Annotated in this window: 20 protein-coding genes and 1 riboswitch; of the genes, 13 read left to right on the top strand and 7 right to left on the bottom strand. The window is 72.7% G+C overall.

Annotation, left to right across the window (positions count from 1 at the left end; all coding sequences use genetic code 11):
• The first annotated feature begins 13 nt into the window (after positions 1–13).
• Positions 14–1054, top strand: a complete 1041-nt coding sequence (locus AMK26_RS16670) for a CobW family GTP-binding protein (RefSeq protein WP_073755408.1) — start codon at positions 14–16, stop codon at positions 1052–1054.
• On the opposite strand, the gene AMK26_RS16665 is transcribed toward AMK26_RS16670, so the two are convergent.
• Positions 1051–3504, bottom strand: a complete 2454-nt coding sequence (locus tag AMK26_RS16665) for a DNA gyrase/topoisomerase IV subunit A (RefSeq protein ID WP_073755407.1) — start codon at positions 3502–3504, stop codon at positions 1051–1053. The two genes, AMK26_RS16670 and AMK26_RS16665, sit on opposite strands and share 4 nt — an antisense overlap.
• Positions 3505–3767: 263 nt before the next feature.
• Between AMK26_RS16665 and AMK26_RS16660 the strand changes: the two genes are divergently transcribed.
• From AMK26_RS16660 to AMK26_RS16645, 4 genes are all read left to right on the top strand, one after another.
• On the top strand, positions 3768–5105 hold the full coding sequence (locus AMK26_RS16660) for a M16 family metallopeptidase (protein WP_073755406.1): 1338 nt from the start codon (positions 3768–3770) through the stop codon (positions 5103–5105).
• Positions 5106–5131: 26 nt separating this feature from the next.
• Positions 5132–6496: a M16 family metallopeptidase gene (locus AMK26_RS16655; protein WP_198944090.1), complete on the top strand. Its 1365-nt coding sequence runs from the start codon at positions 5132–5134 to the stop codon at positions 6494–6496.
• A gap of 210 nt (positions 6497–6706) precedes the next feature.
• Positions 6707–6870, top strand: a riboswitch (cyclic di-AMP (ydaO/yuaA leader).
• Between the two features lie 13 nt (positions 6871–6883).
• Positions 6884–7681, top strand: a complete 798-nt coding sequence (locus tag AMK26_RS16650; RefSeq protein WP_073755404.1) for a M23 family metallopeptidase — start codon at positions 6884–6886, stop codon at positions 7679–7681.
• A 211-nt stretch (positions 7682–7892) separates the two neighbouring features.
• Positions 7893–8591 carry a GntR family transcriptional regulator gene (locus AMK26_RS16645; protein ID WP_073755403.1) on the top strand — a complete coding sequence of 233 codons (699 nt, stop codon included), beginning with the start codon at positions 7893–7895 and terminating at the stop codon, positions 8589–8591.
• Positions 8592–9040: 449 nt separating this feature from the next.
• On the opposite strand, the gene AMK26_RS16640 is transcribed toward AMK26_RS16645, so the two are convergent.
• Entirely contained in the window at positions 9041–9322 is a 282-nt protein-coding gene (locus tag AMK26_RS16640; protein ID WP_073755402.1) for an HPr family phosphocarrier protein, read from the bottom strand.
• A gap of 178 nt (positions 9323–9500) precedes the next feature.
• Between AMK26_RS16640 and AMK26_RS16630 the strand changes: the two genes are divergently transcribed.
• The 4 genes from AMK26_RS16630 to AMK26_RS16615 all read left to right on the top strand — a co-directional run bounded on the left by AMK26_RS16630 (position 9501) and on the right by AMK26_RS16615 (position 15176).
• A complete protein-coding gene (locus AMK26_RS16630) occupies positions 9501–12623 on the top strand; it encodes a bifunctional GNAT family N-acetyltransferase/acetate--CoA ligase family protein (RefSeq protein ID WP_073755401.1) in 3123 nt (1040 codons plus the stop codon).
• Between the two features lie 64 nt (positions 12624–12687).
• Complete coding sequence (locus AMK26_RS16625) at positions 12688–13272, top strand: DUF5998 family protein (protein WP_073755400.1); 585 nt, start codon at positions 12688–12690, stop codon at positions 13270–13272.
• Positions 13272–14477: an alkaline phosphatase family protein gene (locus AMK26_RS16620; RefSeq protein WP_073755399.1), complete on the top strand. Its 1206-nt coding sequence runs from the start codon at positions 13272–13274 to the stop codon at positions 14475–14477. The genes AMK26_RS16625 and AMK26_RS16620 overlap by 1 nt, the downstream gene beginning before the upstream one ends.
• 42 nt (positions 14478–14519) lie before the next feature.
• Positions 14520–15176 carry a thymidine kinase gene (locus AMK26_RS16615; protein WP_073755398.1) on the top strand — a complete coding sequence of 219 codons (657 nt, stop codon included), beginning with the start codon at positions 14520–14522 and terminating at the stop codon, positions 15174–15176.
• A gap of 1 nt (position 15177) precedes the next feature.
• Here the strand turns inward: AMK26_RS16615 and AMK26_RS16610 are convergent, their stop codons facing one another.
• Positions 15178–15954 (bottom strand): VOC family protein, encoded by a 777-nt coding sequence (locus AMK26_RS16610; protein WP_073755397.1) that lies wholly within the window; start codon positions 15952–15954, stop codon positions 15178–15180.
• A gap of 245 nt (positions 15955–16199) precedes the next feature.
• Here AMK26_RS16610 and AMK26_RS16605 point away from each other — a divergent pair, with 245 nt between their 5' ends.
• The gene (locus AMK26_RS16605) at positions 16200–17027 is read left to right on the top strand and encodes a sulfurtransferase (RefSeq protein ID WP_073755396.1); all 828 of its coding nucleotides are present in this window, start codon (positions 16200–16202) and stop codon (positions 17025–17027) included.
• Positions 17028–17497: 470 nt separating this feature from the next.
• On the opposite strand, the gene sepH is transcribed toward AMK26_RS16605, so the two are convergent.
• Positions 17498–18544, bottom strand: a complete 1047-nt coding sequence (gene sepH / locus AMK26_RS16600; protein ID WP_073755551.1) for a septation protein SepH — start codon at positions 18542–18544, stop codon at positions 17498–17500.
• A gap of 542 nt (positions 18545–19086) precedes the next feature.
• Here sepH and AMK26_RS36675 point away from each other — a divergent pair.
• On the top strand, positions 19087–19842 hold the full coding sequence (locus AMK26_RS36675) for a hypothetical protein (RefSeq protein ID WP_241837931.1): 756 nt from the start codon (positions 19087–19089) through the stop codon (positions 19840–19842).
• Between the two features lie 19 nt (positions 19843–19861).
• Here AMK26_RS36675 and AMK26_RS16585 read toward each other — a convergent pair whose 3' ends face one another.
• Both AMK26_RS16585 and AMK26_RS16580 read right to left on the bottom strand, forming a co-directional pair.
• The gene (locus AMK26_RS16585) at positions 19862–21193 is read right to left on the bottom strand and encodes a D-arabinono-1,4-lactone oxidase (protein ID WP_073755393.1); all 1332 of its coding nucleotides are present in this window, start codon (positions 21191–21193) and stop codon (positions 19862–19864) included.
• A complete protein-coding gene (locus AMK26_RS16580; RefSeq protein WP_073755392.1) occupies positions 21141–22403 on the bottom strand; it encodes an MFS transporter in 1263 nt (420 codons plus the stop codon). The genes AMK26_RS16585 and AMK26_RS16580 overlap by 53 nt, the downstream gene beginning before the upstream one ends.
• Before the next feature lie 162 nt (positions 22404–22565).
• Here AMK26_RS16580 and AMK26_RS16575 point away from each other — a divergent pair, with 162 nt between their 5' ends.
• Entirely contained in the window at positions 22566–23717 is a 1152-nt protein-coding gene (locus tag AMK26_RS16575; RefSeq protein ID WP_073755550.1) for a ferrochelatase, read from the top strand.
• A 9-nt stretch (positions 23718–23726) separates the two neighbouring features.
• Complete coding sequence (locus tag AMK26_RS16570; protein WP_073755391.1) at positions 23727–24536, top strand: inositol monophosphatase family protein; 810 nt, start codon at positions 23727–23729, stop codon at positions 24534–24536.
• 114 nt (positions 24537–24650) lie between these two features.
• Here the strand turns inward: AMK26_RS16570 and AMK26_RS37290 are convergent, their stop codons facing one another.
• Positions 24651–24821 carry a hypothetical protein gene (locus tag AMK26_RS37290; RefSeq protein WP_179166677.1) on the bottom strand — a complete coding sequence of 57 codons (171 nt, stop codon included), beginning with the start codon at positions 24819–24821 and terminating at the stop codon, positions 24651–24653.
• Positions 24822–25081: the final 260 nt, after the last annotated feature.

Below are 25081 nucleotides of genomic sequence, written 5' to 3'. Positions count from 1 at the left end.
CCCCTTGAGCAGCGTGCAGCAGATCCCCGTCGTCGTCCTCGCGGGCTTCCTCGGGTCGGGAAAGACGACCCTGCTCAACCATCTGCTGCGCAGCGCCAGAGGCACCCGCATCGGCGTCATGGTCAACGACTTCGGCTCGATCGAGATCGACGCCATGACCGTCGCCGGACAGGTCGGCTCGACCGTCTCCCTCGGCAACGGCTGCCTGTGCTGCGCCGTCGACGCGAGCGAGCTGGACACCTACCTGGAGACCCTCACCCGGCCCTCCTCCCGCCTCGACGTCATCGTCATCGAGGCGAGCGGCCTCGCCGAGCCGCAGGAGCTCGTGCGGATGATCCTCGCCAGCGACAACGAGCGCGTCGTGTACGGCGGGCTCGTCGAGGTCGTCGACGCCGCGGAGTTCGACGCCACCCGCGAACGGCACCCCGAGACCGACCGCCACCTGGCCATCGCCGACCTCGTTGTCGTCAACAAGGCCGACCGCGTCACCCCGGACGAGCTACGGCGCGTCCACACCGTCGTCGCCGGCCTCGCCGACCGGGCCGCGGTGATCGACGCCGCGTACGGCAGGGTCGACCCCGAACTGCTCTTCGACCGCGCCGCCGGCACCGACGACGGCGGTCCCCGCCAGCTGTCCTTCGAGGACCTGGACGAGCTGTACGTCATCGAGGACGCCCATCCGCACGCGGCGTACGAGACGGTCTCCTTCACCGCCGACGAGCCGATGCACCCACGCCGGCTGCTGGACTTCCTCGACTCCCGTCCCGACGGCCTCTACCGGATCAAGGGCTTCGTCGACTTCGGCGCCGCCGACCCCGCCAACCGCTACACCCTGCACGCGGTCGGCCGCTTCCTGCGCTTCTACCCCGAGCCCTGGCCGCGCGGCGAACAGCGCCTCACCCAGCTGGTCCTCATCGGCTCCGGCACGGACGGCGACGCCCTCTACAAGGCCCTGGACGACTGCCGCGTCACCGGCCCGCAGGACGCTCCCGAGGAGCACAGCATGTGGGGCGTCCTGCGTTACGTACCGGACCCGGCCGAAGCCCAGGCCTAGGAGGCCGGCCCCGCCAGCACCTCCACCGGCTTCGCCAGCGGTGTGCCCGAACCGTCCCGGCGCGGGTCGATCTCCGGCAGCTCCACCGGGGTGCCGTTCTTCTGCGCCGCGCGGGCCGGTGCCGCGCCCGCCCAGGCCAGCACCAGCACGTCCTCGCCCTTCAGGAACCGCTGGCAGCGCACACCGCCCGTCGCGCGGCCCTTGCGCGGGTACTGGTCGAACGGCGTCAGCTTCGCCGACGTGGCCGCCGTCGGGTCCAGCGCGCCGGACGAACCGGCGGCCGTGAACACCACCGCGTCCTCCGCCGGGTCGACCGCGGTGAACGAGATCACCTCGGCACCGGCCGACAGCTTGATACCGGCCATACCGCCCGCCGGACGGCCCTGCGGCCGCACCTGGGAGGCCTGGAAGCGCAGTAGCTGGGCGTCGGAGGTGATGAAGACCAGGTCCTCCTCGCCCGTGCGCAGCTCGGCCGCGCCGACGATCCGGTCACCCTCCTTGAGGCCGATGACCTCCAGCTCCTCCTTGTTCGCCGGATAGTCCGGCACCACCCGCTTGACCACACCCTGCAGCGTGCCGATGGCCAGCCCCGGCGAGGACTCGTCGAGGGTCGTCAGGCAGATGACCGTCTCGTCCTTGTCCAGCGTCAGGAACTCCGACACCTGCGCCCCGCCCGACAGGTTCGGCGCGGACGCCGTGTCCGGCAGCTGGGGCAGGTCGATCACCGACAGCCGCAGCAGCCGCCCGGTGGACGTCACCACGCCGACCTCGCCGCGCTGCGTCGCCGGCACCGCCGAGACGATCACGTCGTGCTTGGTGCGCTTGCCGCCGCTGTCCGGCAGTGGCTCACCGCTCGCCGTACGGGCCAGCAGCCCCGTCGACGACAGCAGCACCCGGCACGGGTCGTCCGCGACCTCCAGGGACGCCGCCGCGACCGGCGCGCCCGCCGACTCCAGCAGCACGGTGCGCCGCTCCGTACCGAACTTCTTGGCCACCGCCGCCAGTTCCGAGGAGACCAGCTTGCGCAGCTCGGCGTCCGACTCCAGGATCCGGGTCAGCTCCTCGATCTCGCTCTTCAGCCGGTCGCGCTCGCTCTCCAGCTCGATCCGGTCGAACTTGGTGAGCCGGCGCAGCGGCGTGTCCAGGATGTACTGCGTCTGGATCTCGCTCAGCGAGAAGCGCTCGATCAGGCGCTCCTTGGCCTGCGCCGAGTTGTCGCTCGACCGGATGACACGGATGACCTCGTCGATGTCGAGCAGCGCCACGAGCAGGCCCTCGACCAGGTGCAGCCGGTCGCGCTTCTTGCCGCGCCGGAACTCGCTGCGGCGCCGGACCACCTCGAAGCGGTGGTCCAGGTAGACCTCCAGCAGCTCCTTCAGTCCCAGCGTCAGCGGCTGACCGTCGACCAGCGCCACATTGTTGATGCCGAAGGACTCCTCCATCGGCGTCAGCTTGTAGAGCTGCTCCAGGACGGCCTCCGGGATGAAGCCGTTCTTGACCTCGATGACCAGCCGCAGCCCGTGCTCGCGGTCGGTCAGGTCCTTGACGTCCGCGATGCCCTGGAGCTTCTTGGCCGCCACCAGGTCCTTGATCTTGGCGATCACCTTCTCCGGGCCGACCGCGAAGGGCAGTTCGGTGACGACCAGGCCCTTGCGGCGCGCCGTCACGTTCTCCACGGTCACCGTGGCACGGATCTTGAACGAGCCGCGGCCCGACTCGTACGCGTCCTTGATGCCGGACAGGCCCACGATCCGGCCACCGGTCGGCAGGTCCGGACCCGGCACGTACCGCATCAGGGTCTCCAGGTCGGCGCCCGGGTGCCTGATCAGGTGGCGGGCGGCGGCGATGACCTCGCCCAGGTTGTGCGGGGGCATATTGGTCGCCATCCCGACCGCGATCCCGGACGCGCCGTTGACCAGCAGGTTCGGGAAGGCGGCGGGCAGCGCGACCGGCTCGCGCTCCTGCCCGTCGTAGTTCGGGTTGAAGTCGACGGTGTCCTCGTCGATCGACTCCGTCATCAGGGACGTCGCGTCGGCCATCCGGCACTCGGTGTACCGCATCGCGGCCGGCGGGTCGTCGTTGCCCAGCGAGCCGAAGTTCCCGTGCCCGTCCACCAGCGGCAGGCGCATCGAGAACGGCTGCGCCATGCGCACCAGGGCGTCGTAGATCGACGCGTCACCGTGCGGATGGAGCTTGCCCATCACCTCACCGACGACCCGGGCGCACTTCACGAACCCGCGCTCGGGCCGCAGGCCCATCTCGTTCATCTGGTACACGATGCGGCGGTGCACCGGCTTCATGCCGTCGCGGGCGTCCGGCAGGGCCCGGGAGTAGATCACCGAGTACGCGTACTCGAGGAAGGAGCCCTGCATTTCGTCGACGACGTCGATGTCGAGGATCTTCTCCTCGAAGTCGTCTGGCTGCGTGGTCTTCGTGCTGCGGCGGGCCATCGCGGCTGCGGCTCCTTCACCAACAAGGTTGATCTGACGCGGACCATTGTGGACCGTCCCACTGACAACGCCGACCGCGACCCGGAAGAGGGACGGAACGCGGATCGGGGAACTTCGCCACGTGTCAGTGCGCTTGCATACAGTGGCAGGACTTCCACACCGGTCCGCCGCAGGTCGCAGCAGCTGCATACAGTGGCAGGGAACATCCACAGCGGCCCGCAGCTGGACTTTTCCACAGAGCGATCGAAGGGACGTACATGCCCATGGGTCACACGGCCACAGCCCAGGCCGGCTCCGGCGGCCTGACAGCGACCGAGCACCGCCTGGCCAACGGCCTGCGCGTGGTGCTCTCCGAGGACCACCTGACCCCGGTCGCCGCGGTCTGCCTCTGGTACGACGTCGGCTCACGCCACGAGGTCGAGGGCCGTACCGGCCTCGCCCACCTCTTCGAGCACCTGATGTTCCAGGGCTCCAAGCAGGTCCAGGGCAATGGCCACTTCGAGCTGGTGCAGGGCGCCGGGGGCTCCCTCAACGGCACCACCAGCTTCGAGCGCACCAATTACTTCGAGACCATGCCCGCCCACCAGCTGGAGCTGGCGCTGTGGCTGGAAGCCGACCGGATGGGCTCCCTGCTCGCCGCGCTCGACGACGAGTCCATGGAGAACCAGCGGGACGTCGTCAAGAACGAGCGCCGCCAGCGGTACGACAACGTTCCGTACGGCACGGCCTTCGAGAGGCTGACCGCCCTCGCCTACCCGGAGGGCCACCCCTACCACCACACACCGATCGGCTCCATGGCCGACCTGGACGCCGCCACCCTCGACGACGCGCGGAACTTCTTCCGTACGTACTACGCGCCGAACAACGCCGTCCTGTCGGTCGTCGGCGACATCGACCCCGAGCAGACGCTGGCCTGGATCGAGAAGTACTTCGGCTCCATCCCCTCCCACGACGGCAAGCAGCCGCCGCGCGACGGGACGCTGCCGGAGACCATCGGCGAGCAGCTGCGCGAGGTCGTCGAGGAGGAGGTCCCGGCCCGCGCCCTGATGGCCGCCTACCGGCTCCCGCACGACGGCACGCGCGAGTGCGACGCCGCCGACATCGCCCTCACCGTCCTGGGCGGCGGCGAGTCGTCACGGCTGCACAACCGCCTGGTGCGCCGCGACCGTACGGCCGTGGCGGCCGGCTTCGGCCTGCTGCGCCTGGCCGGCGCGCCCTCGCTCGGCTGGCTGGACGTGAAGACGTCCGGCGGCGTCGAGGTGCCCGACATCGAGGCGGCTGTCGACGAGGAGCTGGCCCGGTTCGCCGCCGAGGGCCCCACGCCCGAGGAGATGGAGCGGGCCCAGGCCCAGCTGGAGCGCGAATGGCTGGACCGGCTCGGCACGGTCGCCGGCCGCGCGGACGAACTGTGCCGGTTCGCCGTGCTGTTCGGCGACCCGCAGCTCGCCCTGACCGCCGTCCAGCGCGTCCTGGACGTCACCGCCGAGGAGGTGCAGGCGGTCGCCAAGGCCCGCCTCCGCCCCGACAACCGCGCGGTGCTGGTCTACGAACCGGTCAGCACCGACGACAGCGACCAGGAAGAAGAGGGGGCCGACCAGTGAGCGACGCCGCTGTGTCCCTGACGTCCATGGAGTTCCACCCGCAGCCCCGGCCCGGCACCGCCAAGCCGTGGGCCTTCCCCGCCCCCGACCGCGGCACCCTCGGCAACGGCCTGACCGTGCTGCGCTGCCACCGTCCCGGCCAGCAGGTCGTGGCCGTCGAGATCTTCCTCGCCGCCCCGCTCGAAGCCGAGCCCGAGGGCCTCGACGGCGTCGCCACGATCATGGCGCGGGCCCTGTCCGAGGGCACCGACAAGCACTCCGCGGAGGAGTTCGCCGCCGAGCTGGAGCGCTGCGGCGCCACGCTCGACGCGCACGCCGACCACCCCGGCGTACGGGTCTCCCTCGAAGTCCCCGTCTCCAGGCTGGCCAAGGCCCTCGCGCTGGTCGCCGAGGCGCTGCGGGCCCCCGCCTTCGACGACAGCGAGGTCGAGCGCCTCGTCCGCAACCGGCTCGACGAGATCCCGCACGAGATCGCCAACCCGTCCCGTCGCGCCGCCATGCAGCTGTCCAAGGAGCTGTTCCCGGCCACCTCCCGTATGTCGCGCCCCCGCCAGGGCACCGAGGAGACCGTCGCCCGGATCGACGCCGCGGCCGTTCGCGCCTACTACGAGGCGCACGTACGCCCCGCCACCGCCACCGCGGTCGTCGTCGGTGACCTCACCGGCGTCGACCTCGACGCGGTGCTCGCCGACACCCTCGGCGCCTGGACGGGCGACACGGCCGAGCCCCGCCCCGTACCGCCCGTGACGGCCGACGACACCGGCCGTGTCGTCATCGTCGACCGTCCCGGCGCCGTCCAGACGCAGCTGCTCATCGGTCGTGTCGGCCCCGACCGGCACGACCGGGTCTGGCCGGCCCAGGTGCTCGGCACCTATTGCCTGGGCGGCACCCTCACCTCCCGCCTGGACAAGGTCCTGCGCGAGGAGAAGGGCTACACCTACGGCGTACGGGCCTTCGGCCAGGTGCTGCGTTCCGGCCCGGAGGGCGGCGCGGCCATGCTCGCCATCAGCGGCTCGGTCGACACGCCCCACACGGGCCCGGCGCTCGACGACCTGTGGAAGGTGCTGCGCACCCTCGCCGCCGAGGGCCTGACCGACGCCGAGCGCGAGACGGCCGTGCAGAACCTGGTGGGTGTCGCCCCGCTCAAGTACGAGACGGCCGCCTCCGTCGCGGGCACCCTCGCCGACCAGGTCGAGCAGCACCTCCCGGACGACTTCCAGGCCCAGTTGTACGCCCGGCTCGCCGAGACGGGCACCGTGGAGGCCACCGCGGCGGTCGTCAGCGCCTTCCCGGTGGACCGTCTGGTCACGGTCCTCGTCGGTGACGCGGCTCAGATCAAGGAGCCCGTCGAGGCGCTCGGGATCGGTGAAGTGACGGTTGTCACCGGCTGATTGACGCGGCCTCTCCTCCAGGAGGGGGCATTTCGGGACCCCGGCATCGGGTGATGCCGGGGTCCCGGCCATATGTCCGCTTTGTTGCGGAGGTTCAGTGTCTGCCCTGTGGCGTGCGCTACAAAAAACCGTGTCTGTTTGGTGATTGAAAGATCAGCCGCTTAGCGTCTGATGCGCTGTCCGACCGGTACCCGCCGCACCCGCGGCACCGGGCAGCGATCGCCGAGTCCCCGTCCGGCGCGAGCCTGGGGAGCCGGGGACCCACGCAGTCCCTGGGGTGAATCGGACGCCTTCGCACCCGTGCGGAGGGGCCCGTAGGAGACCTTCCTGCTCCGAACCCGTCAGCTAACCCGGTAGGCGAGAAGGAAGGAAAGGACCAGCCACTTCATGGCGTTCACCCGTGCCACCGGGAAGCACCGTGCCCCGAGCCGCCCCGGCTTCCTGAGCCGCAAGAGCGCACACGTCGCCGGAGTCGCGGCCCTCGCCACCACCGGCGTCGTCGGATCCCTCGCTTCCCCGGCGCTCGCCGCCAACAAGGACGCCGCTCCGCTCTCGCTCGAGGACACCGGCCTCAACCAGGCGGTCATCACCGACACGCTCGCCGAGCGGGTCGACGCCCAGGCCGAGGCCCAGGAGCTGGAGGCCCAGGAGGCCGCCGCCAAGGCCGCCGCCCAGGCGAAGGCCGAGGCGGAGGCGAAGCGCAAGGCCGAGGCCCGGGTGGAGGCGGCCCGCGAGGCCAAGGAGCGCGCCGACCGCGAGGCCGAGCGCAAGCGGCTCAACGCCTTCCAGCTCCCCGTCGCGGGCACCTACGTCAGCACCGGCTACCAGACCGGCGGCGCCATGTGGTCCTCCGGCAGCCACACCGGTATCGACTTCCACGCCGCCTCGGGCTCCCGTGTGGTGTCCGTGGGCGCGGGCACCGTCGTCGAGGCCGGCTGGGGCGGCGCGTACGGCAACAACATCGTGATCCGGATGAACGACGGTACGTACACCCAGTACGGCCACCTGTCCTCCATCAGCGTCTCGGTCGGCCAGACGGTCATGCCCGGCCAGCAGATAGGCCTCTCCGGCTCCACCGGCAACTCGTCCGGACCGCACCTCCACTTCGAGGCCCGTACGAGCGCCGAGTACGGCTCGGACATCGACCCCGTCGCGTACCTCCGGTCGCACGGTGTGAGCGTCTGACCCCACCCCTCTCACCGCGTTGTGCGAAGGCCCCGGCTCGGGAAACGAACCGGGGCCTTCGCCATGTCCGGACATCCTGGGGGCGGCCTCCTGGCCAAAAAGAACTCCATGGATTACGGGTGGCTATCGGAAATTCCGTCCCGCTGCAATAGAGTCACTGAACAGGCGTCAATCGGCTGAGTTTCGCGCGGGTTAAGTTGGGGGTTCTGGTATGCGCATTCCAGCGCACTCGGTATGCACGGCGATCCGCGACGACATCGTCACCGGCGTGTTCGAGCGCGGCGGCCGGCTCACCGAGGAGCAGCTGGCCCGCCGCTACGGCGTCTCGCGCGTCCCGGTCCGCGAGGCGCTGCGCACCCTGGAGTCGGAGGGCTTCGTCACCACCCGCCGCCACGTCGGCGCGTGCGTCGCCGAGCCCACCGAGCAGGAGGCGGCCGACCTGCTGGAGATGCGTACGCTGCTGGAGCCGCTGGGCGCCGCCCGCGCCGCCCAGCGCCGCACCGACGCACACCTGAAGGTGCTGCGCGGCCTGGTCAGGCTGGGTCAGGAGCGGGCGCGCCGCGGCCAGGGGGAGGACCTCCGCTCGCTGGGCGGCTGGTTCCACGAGACGCTCGCCCAGGCGTCCGGCAGCCCGGCGCTGACGGCCCTGCTCACCCAGCTCCGGCACAAGATCGCCTGGATGTACGCGGTCGAACAGCCGGCCCAGCCGGCGGAGGCGTGGGCCGAGCACGGCGCGATCGTGGACGCCGTCGCCCGCGGCGACGCGGAACGGGCGCGCGCGCTCACCGCCCTCCACGTCGAGCGCTCCCTGACCGCGCACCGGCTGCGCCGCCAGGAACGGCCCGAGCGGCCCGCCGGGCGTGTGAGGACTTCGCAACATCGCGTAAACACCGCGAGCGTCCGCAATTAACAGCGGCGCCGTATACAAAGGCGGGGGAATTCTTGCGGTACGGAATTCACCCTGCCCGGAAATGGTCGCCCGTAAAAGGAGACCTCCCGCACCGGACCGTGTCCGGCCCCGGTCGAACCGGATGAATGAGCTGCGCCGAATGCGGCCGGCAGGTGCCCCGTCGCGATATCCGGGGGTGTCCGTGTCCGTGCCCGTGCCCGTCGGGCCGGCACGGCCGGCCATGAGCGGCCTGTGGCGACGAGGCGCCGAAGCGGCCGGTTGCGCACGTGCGTGCCGTGGGCCGAGTGCAGCGCCGCGCTCTCGGGGGGCCGCCCGGCGAGCGGCCGGGCGCCGGGGCCGACCGCCGTGGGGTTCGGGCGGCCGGCCCGGGGTGGCAAAAAGCGGAGCCGTACCGCCCGGTTTCCGGGGGTGCGGCTCCGCTCTGATGACGGTGGGGGCGACCGGGAGGGTCAGACGGTCTCGGGGAGCTCGTCGAGGCCCTCGGCGACCAGCTTCGCCAGACGGTCCAGGGCGGCGTCCGCGCCCTCCGCGTCCGAAGCGAGCACGATCTCCTCGCCGCCCTGCGCGCCCAGGCCCAGCACCGCGAGCATCGACGCAGCGTTAACCGGGTTGCCATCGGCCTTGGCGATCGTCACGGGGACGCCGGCGGCCGTGGCGGCACGGACGAAGATGGAGGCGGGGCGGGCGTGCAGGCCCTCGGCCCAGCCGACGTTGACGCGGCGCTCAGCCATGGTGTTGCCCTTCGAGTCTTGGCGGATTGTCTAGACCAGTTGTGGAACCCAGTCTCTCATGTCCGGCAGAGTGCTCGATCCGGCCTCCACGCCGGGCCCGGCGGCCGGCCGGCGCGCCTCACCCTGCGTTGTCCACAGCACCTCCACGACCAGCCGGCCGCACCGTACGCTGGGGCCCATGCGGACCCCGTCGGATCAGCCGGAACACGTATACCCCGACCACTGGGAGGCCGACGTGGTGCTGCGGGACGGCGGCACCGCGCGGATCAGGCCGATCACCACGGATGACGCCGAGCGCCTGGTCAGCTTCTACGAGCAGGTCTCGGACGAGTCGAAGTACTACCGGTTCTTCGCACCCTACCCCCGGCTCTCCGCCAAGGACGTGCACCGCTTCACCCACCACGACTACGTGGACCGGGTGGGGCTCGCGGCCACGGTCGGCGGCGAGTTCATCGCGACCGTCCGCTACGACCGGATCAACGAACAGGGGCTGCCCGCGAGCGCCCCCGCCGACGAGGCCGAGGTCGCCTTCCTCGTCCAGGACGCCCACCAGGGCCGGGGCGTGGCGTCCGCGCTGCTCGAACACATCGCGGCCGTCGCCCGCGAGCGGGGCATCCGGAGCTTCGCGGCCGAGGTCCTGCCCGCCAACAACAAGATGATCAAGGTGTTCACGGACGCCGGGTACACCCAGAAGCGCAGCTTCGAGGACGGGGCCGTACGGCTCCACCTCGACCTGGAACCCACCGACCGGTCCCTCGCCGTCCAGCGCGCCCGCGAACAGCGCGCCGAGGCCCGGTCCGTGCAGCGGCTCCTCGCTCCCGGTTCCGTCGCCGTCATCGGTGCCGGCCGCGCCCCCGGCGGAGTCGGCCGCACCGTCCTGCGCAACCTCGTGGACGCCGGGTACACCGGCCGTACGTACGCCGTCAACCGTGCCCTCCCCGGGACGACGACCTCCCTGGAGGGGGTGCCCGCGTTCCGCTCCGTCGCCGACATCGGGGAGCCCGTCGACCTCGCCGTCGTCGCCGTACCGGCCGAGCGGGTCCCCGAGGTCGTCGCCGACTGCGGGGCGCACGGCGTGCAGGGCCTGGTCGTCCTCACCGCCGGTTACGCCGAGCAGGGCGCCGAGGGCAGGGCGCGCCAGCGGGAACTGGTGCGCCAGGCACGCTCGTACGGCATGCGCATCATCGGCCCCAACGCGTTCGGCATCATCAACACCGCGCCCGACGTGCGGCTCAACGCCTCGCTCGCGCCGCACCCGCCGGTGCCGGGACGGATCGGGCTGTTCACCCAGTCCGGCGCCATCGGCATCGCCCTGCTGTCCGGCCTGCACCGGCGCGGCGCCGGCCTGTCGTCCTTCATCTCGGCGGGCAACCGCGCGGACGTGTCGGGCAACGACATCCTGCAGCACTGGTACGACGACCCCGACACCGACGTCGTGCTGCTCTACCTGGAGTCGATCGGCAACCCCCGCAAGTTCACGCGGCTCGCCCGGCGTACGGCGGCGGTGAAGCCGGTCGTCGTCGTCAAGGGCGGCCGGCACAGCGGCAGCGCGCCCCCCGGCCACGCGGTACCGGTCACCCGCATCCCGCACACCACGGTGTCGGCCCTGCTGCGGCAGGCGGGCGTCATCCGCGTCGACACGGTCACCGAGCTGGTCGACGCCGGCCTGCTGCTGGCCGGCCAGCCGCTCCCGGCGGGCCCGCGGGTGGCGATCCTCGGCAACTCCGAGTCGCTGGGGCTCCTGGCGTACGACGCCTGCCTGACGGAGGGGCTGCGCCCCCTGCGGCCGCGCGACCTGACGACGGCGGCCACGCCACAGGACTTCCGTACGGCGCTCTCGGAGGCCCTCCGGGACGACGCGTGCGACGCGGTCGTGGTCACCGCGATCCCCTGGGTGGGGGACAACGGGGTGACCGAGTCCGGCGACGGCGAGGTCCTGGCCGAGGCGCTGCGGGCCGCCTCCGCGGAGGCACCGGCGAAGCCGGTGCTGGTGGTCCACGTGGAAATGGGCGCCCTCGCCGACGCCCTGGCGGCCGCCACGAGCACGGCGCCGGCCTCGTCCGGCACGACACGCGCGCAGGTCGCCCCCGGCGCCTCCACCGCACGTGACACGTCCAGCGCGAACACCACGCACACCGCTCCAGGCCCGGGCACCGCGCCCAGCACGCCGGCCCCGCCGAGCCCGGGCACCGCACCGGACATGCCGGCCGCACCGGGCACGTCAGCCCCCGGCGCCGCACTGGGCACGTCAGCCCCCGGCGCCGCACTGGGCACGTCAGCCCCCGGCGCCGCACCGGGCACGCCGGCCCCGCCGAGCCCCGGCGCCGCACCCGGCACCCCCGGCCCCGGCGCCGCACCCGGCACCCCCGGCGTGACCACCACGCAGACCGCCCCAGGCCCCGGTCCCACCTCCGGTGCCCCCGGCGGTGGGTACCGCATTCCCGCGTACCCCGCCGCCGAGCGGGCCGTGCGGGCGCTGGCCGAGGCGGTCAGGTACGGGCAGTGGCGGCGCCAGGTCGCCGACCCGGGACGCGTCCCCGAACTCGAGGGCATCGACGAGGCCGAAGCCGCCGCGCAGATCGAGCGGGCGCTCGCCCAGGACGTGGACGAGCGGGGCATCACCCTCGCCCCCGACGCCGCCCGCGAGCTGCTCGGGCGCTACGGCATCCCCGTACGCCCCGCGCTGCCCGCCCCCACCCCCGACGATGCCGTCCGCGCCGCCACCGACCTCGGCTACCCCGTCGCGCTCAAGACCACCGCCCCGCACCTCCGCCACCGCCCCGACCTCGGCGGCGTACGCCTCGACCTGGCCACCGAGGAGCAGTTGCGCACCGCCTACGCCGAGCTGGCCGAGACACTCGGCAAGCCCGAGGAGCTCCAGCCGGTCGTCCAGGCCATGGTGCCGCGCGGTGTCGACACCGTCGTACGCGCCGCCATCGACCCCGCCGTCGGCGCCGTCCTGTCCTTCGGGCTCGCGGGCGCGGCATCCGAGCTGCTGGGCGACACCGCGCACCGCCTGGTCCCCGCCACCGACCGGGACGTCGCCGAGCAGATCCGCTCCATCCGCACCGCCCCGCTCCTGTTCGGCTGGCGCGGCTCCGCGCCCGTCGACACCCCCGCCCTCGAAGAGCTGCTGCTCCGGGTGTCCCGGCTGGTGGACGACCACCCGGAGATCGTCGCCGTCGCCCTGGAGCCGGTGGTCGTCGCCCCGCGCGGCCTCTCCGTCCTGGGCGCGACCGTCCGGCTCGCCCCGCCCCCCGCCCGCACCGACCTCGGCCCCCGCCGGCTCCCCAGCTACTGACCCCCCGCCGGCCCCGGCTCCCGAGCGTCCCGTGCAGTCACCGCGCCCCCGTAGGATGGAGTCCATGGCGAAGACCGGTACGACCACCCAGGGGCTGCGCGCGGCGATCGAGCGCAGCGGCTACTACCCGGCCCTTGTGGCCGAGGCGGTGGAGGCCGCCGTCGGCGGGGAGCCGATCGCGTCGTACCTGGTCCACCAGGAGACCACCTTCGACGCCAACGAGGTGCGCCGGCACGTCACCGTCCTCGTCCTGACGGCCAACCGCTTCATCGTCAGCCACACCGACGAGCAGAACGCCGACACCAGCTCCCCGACGCCGTACGCCACCACCTCCACCGAGTCGGTCAAGCTCGGCAGGATCTCGTCCGTCGTCCTCAGCCGCGTGGTCGCCAACCCCGAGTCGTACACGCCCGGCACCCTGCCGCGCGAGGTCGTCCTCACCATCGGCTGGGGCGCCGTCTCGCGGATCGACCTGGAGCCCGCCGCCTGCGGCGACCCGAACTGCGACGCCGACCACGGCTACACCGGCAACTCCACCGCCGACGACCTGAGCCTGCGCGTCAGCGAGGCCGGCGACGGCCCCGAGACGGTCCGCCAGGCCCTCGCCTTCGCCCAGGCGCTGTCCGAAGCCACCGCGGCCACCCGCTGATGGTCCAGCCCGCACCCATGGCGTCCGCCTGGCCCGACGAGCCCGTCCCCCTCGCCCTGGACACCGCGCCCGTCCCCGAGTACGGCTCCGGCTCCCTCGCCGACCTGCTGCCGACGCTTGCCGCCGGCGTCGGCGTACCCGGGTTCGAGCACCGCATCGCCGAGCTGACGCCCGCCGACCGGAACTGCGTGTTCCTGATCGACGGCCTCGGCTGGGAGCAGATCAAGGCCCACCCGGCCGAGGCTCCCTTCCTGACGTCCCTCCTCGGCAGCTCCCGGGGCGGCACGGGACGGCCCATCACGGCCGGGTTCCCCGCCACCACCGCGACCTCGCTCGCCTCGGTCGGTACGGGACGGCCGCCCGGTGAGCACGGGCTGCCCGGCTACACCGTGCGCGACCCCGCCATCGGCGAGCTGATGAACCAGCTGCGCTGGAAGCCCTGGACGCCGCCGCACGTCTGGCAGCCGTACCCGACCGTCTTCCAGCTCGCCGACGCGGCCGGCGTCCACACCGCGCAGGTCTCCTCCCCGACCTTCCGGGACACCCCGCTCACCAAGGTCGCGCTCAGTGGCGGAACGTTTCACGGGCGGCTCACCGGCGAGGAGCGGATGGACCTGGCCGCCGAGCAACTGGCCGCCGGGGACCGCTCCCTGGTCTACACGTACTACAGCGAGGTCGACGGCAGCGGCCACCGCTTCGGCGTCGACTCCGACGCCTGGCGCGGCCAGCTGATGTGCGTCGACCGGCTCGTCCAGCGCCTCGCCGAGCAGCTCCCGACCCGCACCGCGCTGTACGTCACCGCCGACCACGGCATGATCGACATCCCGTTCGACGAGCAGTCCCGCATCGACTTCGACGAGGACTGGGAGCTGCGCGCGGGGGTCGCCCTGCTCGGCGGCGAGGGCCGCGCCCGGCACGTCTACGCGGTGCCGGGCGCCGCGACCGACGTACTGGCCTGCTGGCGCGAGGTGCTCGGCGAGCAGTTCTGGGTGGCGAGCCGCGACGAGGCGATCGCGGCCGGCTGGTTCGGCCCGACGATCGACGAGCGCGTCCACGGCCGGATCGGCGACGTCGTCGCCGCCGCCCACGACGACGTCGTCATCACGGCGTCCGTCAACGAGCCGAACGAGTCGGCGATGGCCGGCATGCACGGCTCGATGACGCCCGTGGAGCAGCTGGTTCCGCTGCTCGAAGTCCGTTCGTAACCCCCGCCCTCACGCCCTGACCCGAAAGGTCGTCACTTCGCCATGCCCGAGCTGGTGTTCTTCTCCGGAACCATGGACTGTGGAAAGAGCACCCTCGCTCTGCAGATCGAGCACAACCGCTCCGCGCGCGGCCTCCAGGGCATGATCTTCACCCGTGACGACCGGGCCGGCGAGGGCAAGCTGTCCTCCCGGCTCGGCCTGGTCACCGACGCCGTCGAGGCCGCCGAGGGCTTCGACTTCTACGCCTACCTCGTCGCCCACCTCTCCAAGGGCGGCCGTTGCGACTATGTGATCGCGGACGAGGCCCAGTTCCTCGCGCCCGAGCAGATCGACCAGCTCGCCCGCGTCGTCGACGACCTGGAACTGGACGTCTTCGCCTTCGGCATCACCACCGACTTCCGCTCCAAGCTCTTCCCCGGCTCACAGCGCCTGGTCGAACTCGCCGACCGTGTCGAGGTGCTCCAGGTCGAGGCCCTGTGCTGGTGCGGCGCGCGGGCCACCCACAACGCGCGCACCGTCGGCGGCGAGATGGTCGTCGAGGGCGCCCAGGTCGTCGTCGGCGACGTCAACGCCGGTGACGACGTCGGTGAGGTCGGGTACGAGGTGCTCTGCCGCCGCCACCACCGGCGCCGTATGACGGCCGCCACCGCCCGCGCCGCCGCCCTCTCGCCGGACGTGCTGCCGGTCCCGGCCGAGTAGCTCAGGGCCGCCCGGCCGACCGCACGATCGTGAAGACCGCGCCCTCCGGGTCCGCGACGGTCGCCAGCCGCCCGGCCGGGTCGTCGCGCGGCGCCTGCAGCACCTGACCGCCCAGCTCGCTCACCCGCCGCGCCGCGGCATCGGTGTCCGCGACCTCGAACCAGGTCATCCAGTGTGCGCCCCGGTCGCGCGGCAGGCTGGTGCCGACGCCGTGCAACGAGGCGACCGGGCGGTCGTCGACCTTCAGCGTCACCAGGTCCAGATCCGCCGAGACGACAGGGTCGAGCTCGTACCCGAACACCGCCTTGTAGAACTTGCTGACCGATTCCGTCTCCTGCGTCAGCAACTCGTTCCAGGCCGGGGTGCCGGGGGCGCCGGCGACGGCCGTACCGAGGTGCGCGGCGGCCTGCCAGACCCCGAAGACGGCGCCGGTCGGATCGGAGCAGACCACCAGCCGTCCCGCGTCGGCGGCGTCGAGCGGGCCGACGGCGACCGTGCCGCCGCTGCACCGGATCGTCTCCGCGGTGTCGTCGGCGTCGTCGGACGCCAGGTACGTCGTCCAGGCGATCGGCAGGTCCCGGTCGGCCGGGAGCTGGCCGATACCCGCCACTTCCTTGCCGTCGAGCAGCCCGCGCACGTAGGGGCCGAGCTGTTGCGGACCCGGCTGGAACCGCCAGCCGAACAGCGCCCCGTAGAACTCCTGCGTCGCGTCAAGGTGATGCACCATCAAGCTCACCCAACAGGGTGTACCGGGTTTGCGCCGAGTCGCCTCGGTCATCGTCACTCTCTCCTCGGACCATCGTCGTGGCCGTGCGGGGGACCGGGCGCGCGTGCCGTGCCGGCCACCGGCTGTAGGCCCGGCTGTACGCCCCGTCAGATGCTTGCACCACCGGCCGCGCGGTGCGCCCCGGCCGCGCCGTGAATTGGCGCGATCCCGCAGGAAGATGCCCGAAAATTCGTTGCCCATCCTTACCGCGACCGTCATGGGGACCCGTACGCCCGCGCCTGCGCGAGGATGGCGTCATGAATCCCATCATCTCGGCAACCGGACTCGCGAGTGAGCTCTCCTCGGAGCGCCCCCCGGTCCTCCTGGACGTGCGCTATCAGCTGGGCGGCCCGCCCGGCCGTCCGGCCTACGAGGCGGGCCACATTCCCGGCGCCGTGTACGTCGACCTCGACACCGAGCTGGCGGGGCCGCCCGGTGCCGGAGGCCGCCACCCGCTGCCGGACGTGGCGGAGTTCGGCGCGGTGATGCGCCGGGCGGGCGTACGCGCCGACTCGCCGGTCGTGGCCTACGACGGCGGCCAGGGGTGGGCGGCCGCCCGGGCGTGGTGGCTCCTGCGCTGGACGGGGCACCCGGACGTACGGGTGCTGGACGGGGGCCTCGCGGCCTGGCGGGGCGCCCTGTCGACCGACACGCCCACCCCCGTGGCCGGGGACTTCACGCCCGAGCCGGGCGCCCTGCCGCTGCTGGACGCGGACGGAGCGGCGGCGCTGGCCCGGACGGGCCTGTTGCTGGACGCGCGGGCGGGGGAGCGGTACCGGGGCGAGGTGGAGCCGATCGACAAGGTGGCCGGCCACATTCCGGGTGCGGCCTCGGCCCCGACGACGGAGAACGTCGACGAGAGCGGCCGCTTCCTGCCGGCCGAGGCCCTGGCGGCCCGCTTCAAGGCCCTGGGCGCGGCGGACGCCCCGGAGGTCGGCGTCTACTGCGGCTCGGGCGTCTCGGCCGCCCAGGAGGTGCTGGCCCTGGAAATCGCGGGCATCCGGGCGGCGTTGTACGCGGGCTCCTGGTCCGAGTGGTCGTCCGACCCCGCCCGCCCGGTCGCCAAGGGCCCGGCACGCGGCTAGCCCCCGTCACCGGCTCGGTTCCAGCCCCTGGCCGTGACGCCCGCCCCGCAGGCCCCCTGCCGGGCGGGCGCCCCGGAGGCCCGTCCCTACGAGCGCCGCCTGAGGCACGCCCTATGGGCAGGCCCGGAGCCCGCACGTACGGTGCCAGTCCTTTCGGACCGCACGGACAGGCCGAGGCCCGCCCCGCACGGGCCACCTGAGGCCCGGCCCGAAGCCCGCACGGAACACGTGCAAGGCCCGTCCCGCACGGGCCGCCCGAAGCCCGGCCCTACAGGCAAGCGCGCAGCCCGTACGTACCGTACAAACCTCGCCCGCGGGGACAGGCCCGAAGCCCCACGGGGCCCACCAAGGGGAGCGCGCCCGCACGGATCTGCCGTTCGCCGCCACTGGGCGCGCGGTGCCGCGCCCCGCGTACCTCACGATGGCCCACGGGGCCGCCCGCACCGCGGCCGGCGCACCCGGACCGGTCGCTACTCCTGCTTCTTGCGGCGCGTGCCGAAGACGATCTCGTCCCAGCTCGGGACCGCCGCCCGACGGCCGGGGCGGACGCCGTCCGCTTCGGCCTGGCGGTCGGTGGTGCCCGTCAGGCGGTCGCGGTGACCGCTCACCGCGCGCGGCATCAGCACGTCCGCGTACGCCGAGCCGGCGCCCGCCGAAGCCGCCGGGGCCGGGGGCTCCTCCGCGTCCGGTTCCTGGGCGGGATCGGGCGCCGGGGGCTCGGCCGCCGGGCGTTCGGGGACGACCATGTCGCCGCGGAAGCTCGGCACCGCCTCCAGCAGGCTGGTCAGCGAGTCGCGCTCGGGCTCCTCCTCCGGCTCGGGCGCCGCCGGGACGGGTGCCGGGCGCTCGATCTGCCGGTCCAGGGCGCGGTCCAGCGGCCGGTCGCGCGGGAGGCGCGCGATGCGCGGGACGAACGGGAAGCTCGGCTCCTGGACGGCCACCGCGTCGTCGGTCTCGCCGATCAGCGAGCGCGCCTCGTCGTCCACGGCCTGGACCAGCCTGCGGGGCGGGTCGTAGGTCCAGCTCGCCGAGTGCACCTCACCGGCGACGCGGTAGACCAGCAGGACCTCCCACGTGCCGTCGTCGCGGCGCCAGGAGTCCCACACGACCGTGTCCTTGTCAGCGCCGCGCAGCACCAGCCGCTCCTGCACCGCCTCGCCCAGCTGCGGCCCGGTGTTCTCGCCGGGCCGGCGCACGGGGGTCTTCCGGGCCCGCTCGGCCATGAAGGCGCGTTCCGCGAGGACGGGGCCCTCGAAGCGGCGTACGCGCTCGACGGGGATGCCGGCGAGCTGGGCGACCTCTTCGGCGGAGGCACCCGCGCGTATACGCGCCTGGATGTCACGGGGGCGGAGGTGGCTCTCCACCTCGATCTCGATCTGGCCGAGGCGGGCACGATCGTTGCGTACGGCGGCGCGCAGCCGTTCGTCGATCGGAAGCGTGTACTCCGTGTTGTCAGCAGCCTTCAGCACCAGTCGTGTGCCGTCGTTGGAGACGGCCACGACACGCAGTTCGGGCATGGGGACCTCCCGGGTGGTGCCTGCCGACGTCACCTGCGTCGCTGCTTCCGCTAGTCGAGTGTGGCCTGCCCGGGTGCAGCCTGCCACAACCTTGCCGAGTTGCCCGGCGTGTCGGGCATGGGCCCTGGAACGCCGTTATGGCACGGTTACCTATTTGCCACGCAGGGTGACCGGTGTGGTCACTCTGTGCAGCAGGTGGCCGTGCGGTGCTGCGGCGCCGCCGGAACGAGTGCCGCTTTCGGCCCCCTCCCGTTGGTCCCGGACACCCGAAAGGGATCGGGGCCCAGGGCTCGCCACAGTACTCCATTCGGGCCACCTGGGTGGACCGGCGCGCCGCCGAAGTTCTCCCCGCGTACGGCAGTTGAGTCCCCCTGACCGGTCGTCACGCGTGGTGTTCTTCACGGAATCCGCAGAAATGGAACTTTTCGCTTCGCCCAAAGGTCCCTTCTCCTTGCATGCTAGGACGGATGGGTGAACCGAGGACGGAAATGGATGACAAGGTGCACACGCGTAATACCGGTACAAACGGGGTAGAGAGGAAGGTGCCGGAGAAGCGGAAGCGGCTCGACCTGAACGCTGCCCAGGTGGCGGGCAGCGCGGTCGCGGCTGTCGTGGCCGCCAAACTCGCCTCCAAGATGGGCGTGTACGGCACGGTCCTCGGGGCGGGTGTGATCAGCGTCATCGCCACCTGCGGCGGATCGGTCTTCCAGCACCTGTTCAAGAGCACGGGGGAGCGGGTACGTGGGGTCACGGTGCAGGCGGCGGCCCGTCCGAAGGGCCGTCAGGCGCCGCAAGGTGTCCGCCTGTCCGCACTCGCCCAGGCCCACCCGCCGACCGGCGCCGACACCGGCGCCGGCAGCGACGGGGAGTTCGGCGAGGCCACGACGTACGGCACCCGCGTCCGCGGCTGGAAGCGTTCGGCGGTCGCGGCGGCGCTGGTCTTCGGCGTGGCCATGGCGGGCATCACCGCGTACGAGCTGATATCGGGTCAGGACTTCAGCGGCGGCAAGGGGACGACCATCAGCACGGTCGTACGCGGCGGCGACTCCACGCCCCGGCCGTCCACCCCGCCCCCCGCCCACCGGGACCAGCGGCAGCACCGGCCGGAGCGGACGCCGGCGCCGAGCGCTCCGGGGACCGGACAGGACGGAACCGCCGGTACCCCGACGCCCACACCCGCCCCGACCAGCCCCACGCCGGTACCGACGCCCACCCCCACGCCAACGCCGACCCCCACGCCAACACCCACACCCACCCCCACTCCGACACCGTCCCCGGACGACGATCCGGCCGGGTGAGCCGGCGCGGGGCGGGCGGTCAGGCGCCCAGCACCCGCCGCAGGTAGTCGTTGCCGAACACCCGCTCCGGGTCCAGGCGGTCACGCAGCGCGGTGAACTCGCCGAACCGCGGATAGACGTCCGCGAGGTACCCCGCGTCCCGTGTGTGCAGCTTGCCCCAGTGCGGCCGCCCGCCGTGCGCCGTCATGATCCGCTCCGCCGCCGTGAAGTACGACCGGTACGGCGTGCCCCTGTACATGTGCACCGCGATGTACGCGCTGTCCCGGCCCGACGCCGTCGAGAGCGTGATGTCGTCCGCGGGCGCCGTCCGGACCTCCACGGGGAAGCTGACCCGCAGCGGCGACCGGTCGACCATCGCCTTCAGCTCGCGCAGCGCGGCAACGGCGGCCTCCCTCGGAAGTGCGTATTCCATCTCCAGGAACCGCACCCGGCGCGGGCTTGTGAAGACCTTGTAGGGAATGTCCGTGTACGTACGCGCGGACAGCGCGCGGCTGGACACCTTGGCGATCGCGGGGACGGACGCCGGCACCGCCCGGCCGATCGAGTTCACCACCTGGAACAGCCCGTTGGAGAGGAACTCGTCCTCGATCCAGCCGCTGATCCGCCCGGGCGGAGCGGCCGGGCCCGCGCTGCGGTTGTTGCGCTTGGTGCTGCAGTTGCCGGTGTGCGGGAACCAGTAGAACTCGAAGTGCTCGTTCTCCGCGTGCAGCGCGTCGAACTCCGAAGTGACCCGGTCGAAGGTCATCGGCTCCTCACGCGCGGTGAGCAGGAAGATCGGCTCCACGGCGAAGGTGATGGCCGAGACGACCCCCAGCGCACCCAGGCCTGTCCGGGCGGCCGCGAAGACCTCGGGGTTCTCCTTTTCCGAGCAGGTCAGCACCCGCCCGTCCGCCGTGACCAGCTCCAGCTCCCTGATCTGCGCGGCTATGGACGCCGAGTCACGGCCGGTGCCGTGCGTACCGGTGCTGGTGGCGCCCGCGACCGTCTGCTCCATGATGTCGCCCATGTTCGTGAGCGAAAGGCCCTCCCGCGCGAGAGCCGCGTTCAACCGCTTCAGGGGGGTGCCGGACTCCACCGTCACGGTCAGCTCCCGGCGGTCGATCCGCCGGATGCCGGTCAGCAGGTCCGGGCGGATCAGCACGCCGTCGGTGGCGGCGATCGACGTGAACGAGTGACCCGTACCGACCGTCTTGACCCGCAGGCCCTCCTCGGCGGCGCCGCGCACCGTGTCCGCCAGCTCCTGGACCGAGGCGGGGCGGGCCTCCCGTACGGGCCTGGCGGCCACGTTGCCCGCCCAGTTACGCCACGTGCTGCTGCTCCGGCTCTTCCGGGTCCTGCTCGCGCTGCTCACGCTGCCCCTGCCCCTCCCGCGTCGGCACCGGCTCGCTGCGCAGCCGGCGGTACCCCAGGAACGCCACCACGGCCGCGAGCACTCCCGCGATGCCGGGCACCGCGTACCCCGCGGCCGCCCCGTGCGCGTCGACCACCCAGCCGGCGGCCGAGGAGCCGAGCGCCACGCCGACCGCGAGCCCGGTACCCGTCCAGGACATGCCCTCGGTCAGTTTGGTGCGCGGTACGTGGGCCTCGACGAGGGCCATGGTCGTCACCATCGTCGGCGCGATGGCAAGGCCCGCGACAAAGAGCGCCACGGCCAGGAACGGCAGGTTCCCGGCCAGTTGGAGGGGGATCATACTCACGGCCATCGCGCAGACCCCCAGAACCCACCTGCGGGACGGCTCGCCCTTGAGGTGCAGCAGCCCGAAGACCGCACCCGCCAGGCACGAGCCGAGCGCGTACACCGCCAGCACCAGGCTGGCCGCGGCCTTGTGGCCCTGCTCCTCGGCGAACGCCACCGTCACCACGTCCACCGCGCCGAAGATCGCGCCGGTCGCCACGAACGCGGCCACCAGCACCTGCAGGCCGGGGGAGCGCAGCGCCGAGCCGCCGGTGTGCTGCTCGATCGGGTGCGGCTTCGGCTCGGTGGCCCGCTGCGCGGTCAGCCACCACACACCGACCGCCAGGAAGACCGCCGCCAGCAGCGGGCCCGCCTCCGGGAACCAGACGGTCGACAGCCCGATCGAGACGATCGGGCCGAAGATGAAGCACACCTCGTCGATGATCGACTCGAAGGAGTACGCGGTGTGCAGCTCGCGCGGCGACCCCTGGTAGATCGTCGCCCAGCGGGCGCGGGTCATCGCACCGATGCTCGGCACACAGCCGGCGGCGGCCGAGAAGACGAACAGCGTCCACTCCGGCCATCCCTGCTGCGCGCATATCAGCAGGCCCGCCACGGCCATGACCGTGATCAGCGTGGCCGGGCGCAGCACCCGTCGCTGGCCGTACCGGTCGACGAGGCGGGAGACCTGCGGGCCGAGCACGGCGGCGGAGACGGCGAGCGTCGCGGAGAGCGCGCCCGCCAGCCCGTAGCGGCCGGTGAGCTGGGAGATCATCGTGACGATGCCGATGCCCATCATGGCCAGCGGCATCCGGCCGAAGAAGCCTGCGGCGGAGAACCCGACGGTGCCGGGGGCGGAGAAGATCGCGCGGTAGGGACTGGGCAAGGGGCACTCCGGCCGGTGAGGCGTGAAACGTACAGGCGTGAGCCGTGACGGCACGTAAGGCGTATGGGCAGCCTTCACAGGTTACGTCCGAACGGGTGACAGTGCACGGCGGTTTTCCGGCTGTCGGACCCGGGTGGCAGGATCGATCCCATGTCCGATGCCATGGCCGATCCCGTGTCCGACCCCGCGTCCGATCAGCGCGATCCCGCCCCGTACGACGCCCTGCTGCTGCTCTCCTTCGGCGGCCCGGAGGGCCCCGACGACGTGGTCCCGTTCCTGGAGAACGTGACCCGCGGCCGGGGCATCCCCAAGGAACGCCTCAAGGAAGTCGGGCAGCACTACTTCCTCTTCGGCGGCGTCAGCCCGATCAACGACCAGAACCGCGCGCTGCTCGCCGCCCTGCGCAAGGACTTCGCGGACGCGGGCCTGGACCTGCCCGTGTACTGGGGAAACCGGAACTGGGCGCCGTACCTCACGGACACGCTGCGTGAGATGGTCGCCGACGGCCGCCGCCACATCGCCGTCCTCGCCACCAGCGCGTACGCCTCGTACTCCGGCTGCCGCCAGTACCGGGAGAACCTGGCGGACGCCCTCGCCACGCTGGAAGCGGAGGGGCTGCCGCGGCCCCGGGTCGACAAGCTGCGGCACTACTTCAACCACCCCGGGTTCGTCCGGCCCATGGTCGACGGCGTCCTGAAGTCGCTGGCCGAGCTCGACGAGTCCGTCCGCGCGGGCGCCCACCTCGCCTTCACCACCCACTCCATCCCGACCTCCGCCGCCGACACCTCCGGTCCGGTCGAGGAGCACGGCGAGGGCGGCGCGTACGTCAGGCAGCACCTGGACGTCGCCCGGCTCATCGCGGATGCCGTACGGGACGAGACGGGCGTCGAGCACCCCTGGGAGCTGGTCTACCAGTCCCGCAGCGGCGCCCCGCACATCCCGTGGCTGGAGCCGGACATCTGCGACCACCTGGAGGCCCTGCACGGCGCCGGGGCCCCGGCGGTCGTCATGGTCCCCATCGGGTTCGTCTCGGACCACATGGAGGTCCTGTACGACCTGGACACCGAGGCCACCGCCAAGGCCGCCGAGCTGGGCCTCCCGGTGCGCAGGTCGGCCACCGTGGGCGACGACCCGCGCTTCGCGGCCGCCGTCCGGGACCTGGTCCTCGAGCGCGCGGCGGCCGAGCGGGGGACAGTGGTGGAGCGCTGCGCGCTCGGCGCCCTGGGCGCGTCGCACGACCTGTGCCCGATCGGCTGCTGCCCGGCCCGCACCGAGCGGCCCGCGGCGGCCGGCGCCGACAGCCCGTACGCGTAAGGAGACGCCGTGACCGACCCACGTGACCCGTTCCTGACCGAGCTGCTGGAACTGGCCCTGGAGGCCGGGCGCCGGGCCGGTGCGCTGCTGCGCGACGGCCGCCCGGCCGACCTCGGCGTCCAGTCCACCAAGTCGAGCCCCATCGACGTCGTCACCGAGATGGACATCGCCGCCGAGAAGCTGATCACCGCCTTCCTCGCCGAGCACCGCCCCGACGACGGTCTCCTCGGCGAGGAGGGGGCCGCCACGGAGGGTGTCAGCGGTGTCCGCTGGGTCATCGACCCGCTGGACGGCACGGTCAACTACCTGTACGGCCTGCCGACGTGGGCCGTGTCGATCGCCGCCGAGCGGGACGGCGAGGCCGTCGTCGGGGTCGTCGAGGCCCCGATGCGCGGTGAGACGTTCCGCGCGGTGCTGGGCGGCGGCGCGTTCCTGAACGACCGGCCCATACGGTGCCGGCCGGCCCCGCCGCTGGACCAGGCTCTGGTCTCCACCGGCTTCAACTACGTGGCCGAGGTCCGCGCCCACCAGGCGGACGTGGCGCAGCGTCTGATCCCCAGGCTGCGCGACATCCGCCGCAGCGGCTCCGCGGCGGTCGACCTCTGCGACGTCGCCGCGGGCCGCCTGGACGGGTACTACGAGCGCGGGCTCAGCCCCTGGGACATGGCGGCCGGCGCCCTGATCGCCCGTGAGGCCGGCGCCCTGACGGGCGGCCGTCCCGGCACCCCGCCGTCGCGCGATCTGACCGTGGCGGCGCCCGCAGGGGTCTTTGAACCGCTCCAGGCCCTTCTGGAGGACTTCGGCGCCTGGCACGACTGACCGGCAGGGCCCCCGGGCCGACCGGAGCCCGTCGACTGGAGCGGTCCGGCATACGAAGGGCCCCGGCCTTCCGCAGGAAAACTGCGGAGGACCGGGGCCCGCGCGCCGTTCAGGTCAGGCGTTCGCGGTGATCTCCACGCCGTGTTCCGCCGCGAGGCGGTGCAGGTCGTCGAGCTCCGCCTGCTCGACGTCGGCCAGGAAGTCGTCTCCCGTCTCGCGAGCCCGTGTGAGGTCCGTCTCCGTGGCCCTTATGCGCTGCAGCAGTCCTGCGGTGAAAGCGTCCATCGTGCGCCCCCTCGTCATGGGTCGGTGGCACGGGGGTGTGCCGAGGGTTGTCGGTCGATCACGCACTGCACATCTGAAGGCAGAGCGGTTTGTGGCGCGCCACATACGGGGCGTGATCTCGGGTGTGCAGTCGTCCTCCCCAGAGGCTTCCTCACGGAAACCTCAACTCCTCCGTGAATTCGGTTGATTCCCGTATCGCCTCACGGGAGTCCCATACGGGAGTCCCATGGGGAGCCGCCGGTGGCCCCAGGTCGCCTTAC

It is taken from the genome of Streptomyces sp. CB03234 (assembly GCF_001905885.1).
GTDB lineage: Bacteria > Actinomycetota > Actinomycetes > Streptomycetales > Streptomycetaceae > Streptomyces.
Note: the sequence above shows the minus strand (reverse complement) of the source record. Positions and strands in the feature narration are given on the sequence as shown.

Bases quoted from the DNA above. Each gene is read 5' to 3' on its own strand.
- AMK26_RS16665 (WP_073755407.1), bottom strand. From the start codon at position 3,504: ATGGCCCGCCGCAGCACGAAGACCACGCAGCCAGACGACTTCGAGGAG.
- AMK26_RS37290 (WP_179166677.1), bottom strand. From the start codon at position 24,821: ATGGACGCTTTCACCGCAGGACTGCTGCAGCGCATAAGGGCCACGGAG.
- AMK26_RS16645 (WP_073755403.1), top strand. From the start codon at position 7,893: ATGCGCATTCCAGCGCACTCGGTATGCACGGCGATCCGCGACGACATC.
- AMK26_RS16620 (WP_073755399.1), top strand. From the start codon at position 13,272: ATGGTCCAGCCCGCACCCATGGCGTCCGCCTGGCCCGACGAGCCCGTC.
- AMK26_RS16575 (WP_073755550.1), top strand. From the start codon at position 22,566: ATGGCCGATCCCGTGTCCGACCCCGCGTCCGATCAGCGCGATCCCGCC.
- sepH (WP_073755551.1), bottom strand. From the start codon at position 18,544: ATGCCCGAACTGCGTGTCGTGGCCGTCTCCAACGACGGCACACGACTG.
- AMK26_RS16630 (WP_073755401.1), top strand. From the start codon at position 9,501: ATGCGGACCCCGTCGGATCAGCCGGAACACGTATACCCCGACCACTGG.
- AMK26_RS16640 (WP_073755402.1), bottom strand. From the start codon at position 9,322: ATGGCTGAGCGCCGCGTCAACGTCGGCTGGGCCGAGGGCCTGCACGCC.
- AMK26_RS16625 (WP_073755400.1), top strand. From the start codon at position 12,688: ATGGCGAAGACCGGTACGACCACCCAGGGGCTGCGCGCGGCGATCGAG.
- AMK26_RS16655 (WP_198944090.1), top strand. From the start codon at position 5,132: ATGGAGTTCCACCCGCAGCCCCGGCCCGGCACCGCCAAGCCGTGGGCC.
- AMK26_RS16615 (WP_073755398.1), top strand. From the start codon at position 14,520: ATGCCCGAGCTGGTGTTCTTCTCCGGAACCATGGACTGTGGAAAGAGC.
- AMK26_RS16605 (WP_073755396.1), top strand. From the start codon at position 16,200: ATGAATCCCATCATCTCGGCAACCGGACTCGCGAGTGAGCTCTCCTCG.
- AMK26_RS16650 (WP_073755404.1), top strand. From the start codon at position 6,884: ATGGCGTTCACCCGTGCCACCGGGAAGCACCGTGCCCCGAGCCGCCCC.
- AMK26_RS16660 (WP_073755406.1), top strand. From the start codon at position 3,768: ATGGGTCACACGGCCACAGCCCAGGCCGGCTCCGGCGGCCTGACAGCG.
- AMK26_RS16610 (WP_073755397.1), bottom strand. From the start codon at position 15,954: ATGACCGAGGCGACTCGGCGCAAACCCGGTACACCCTGTTGGGTGAGC.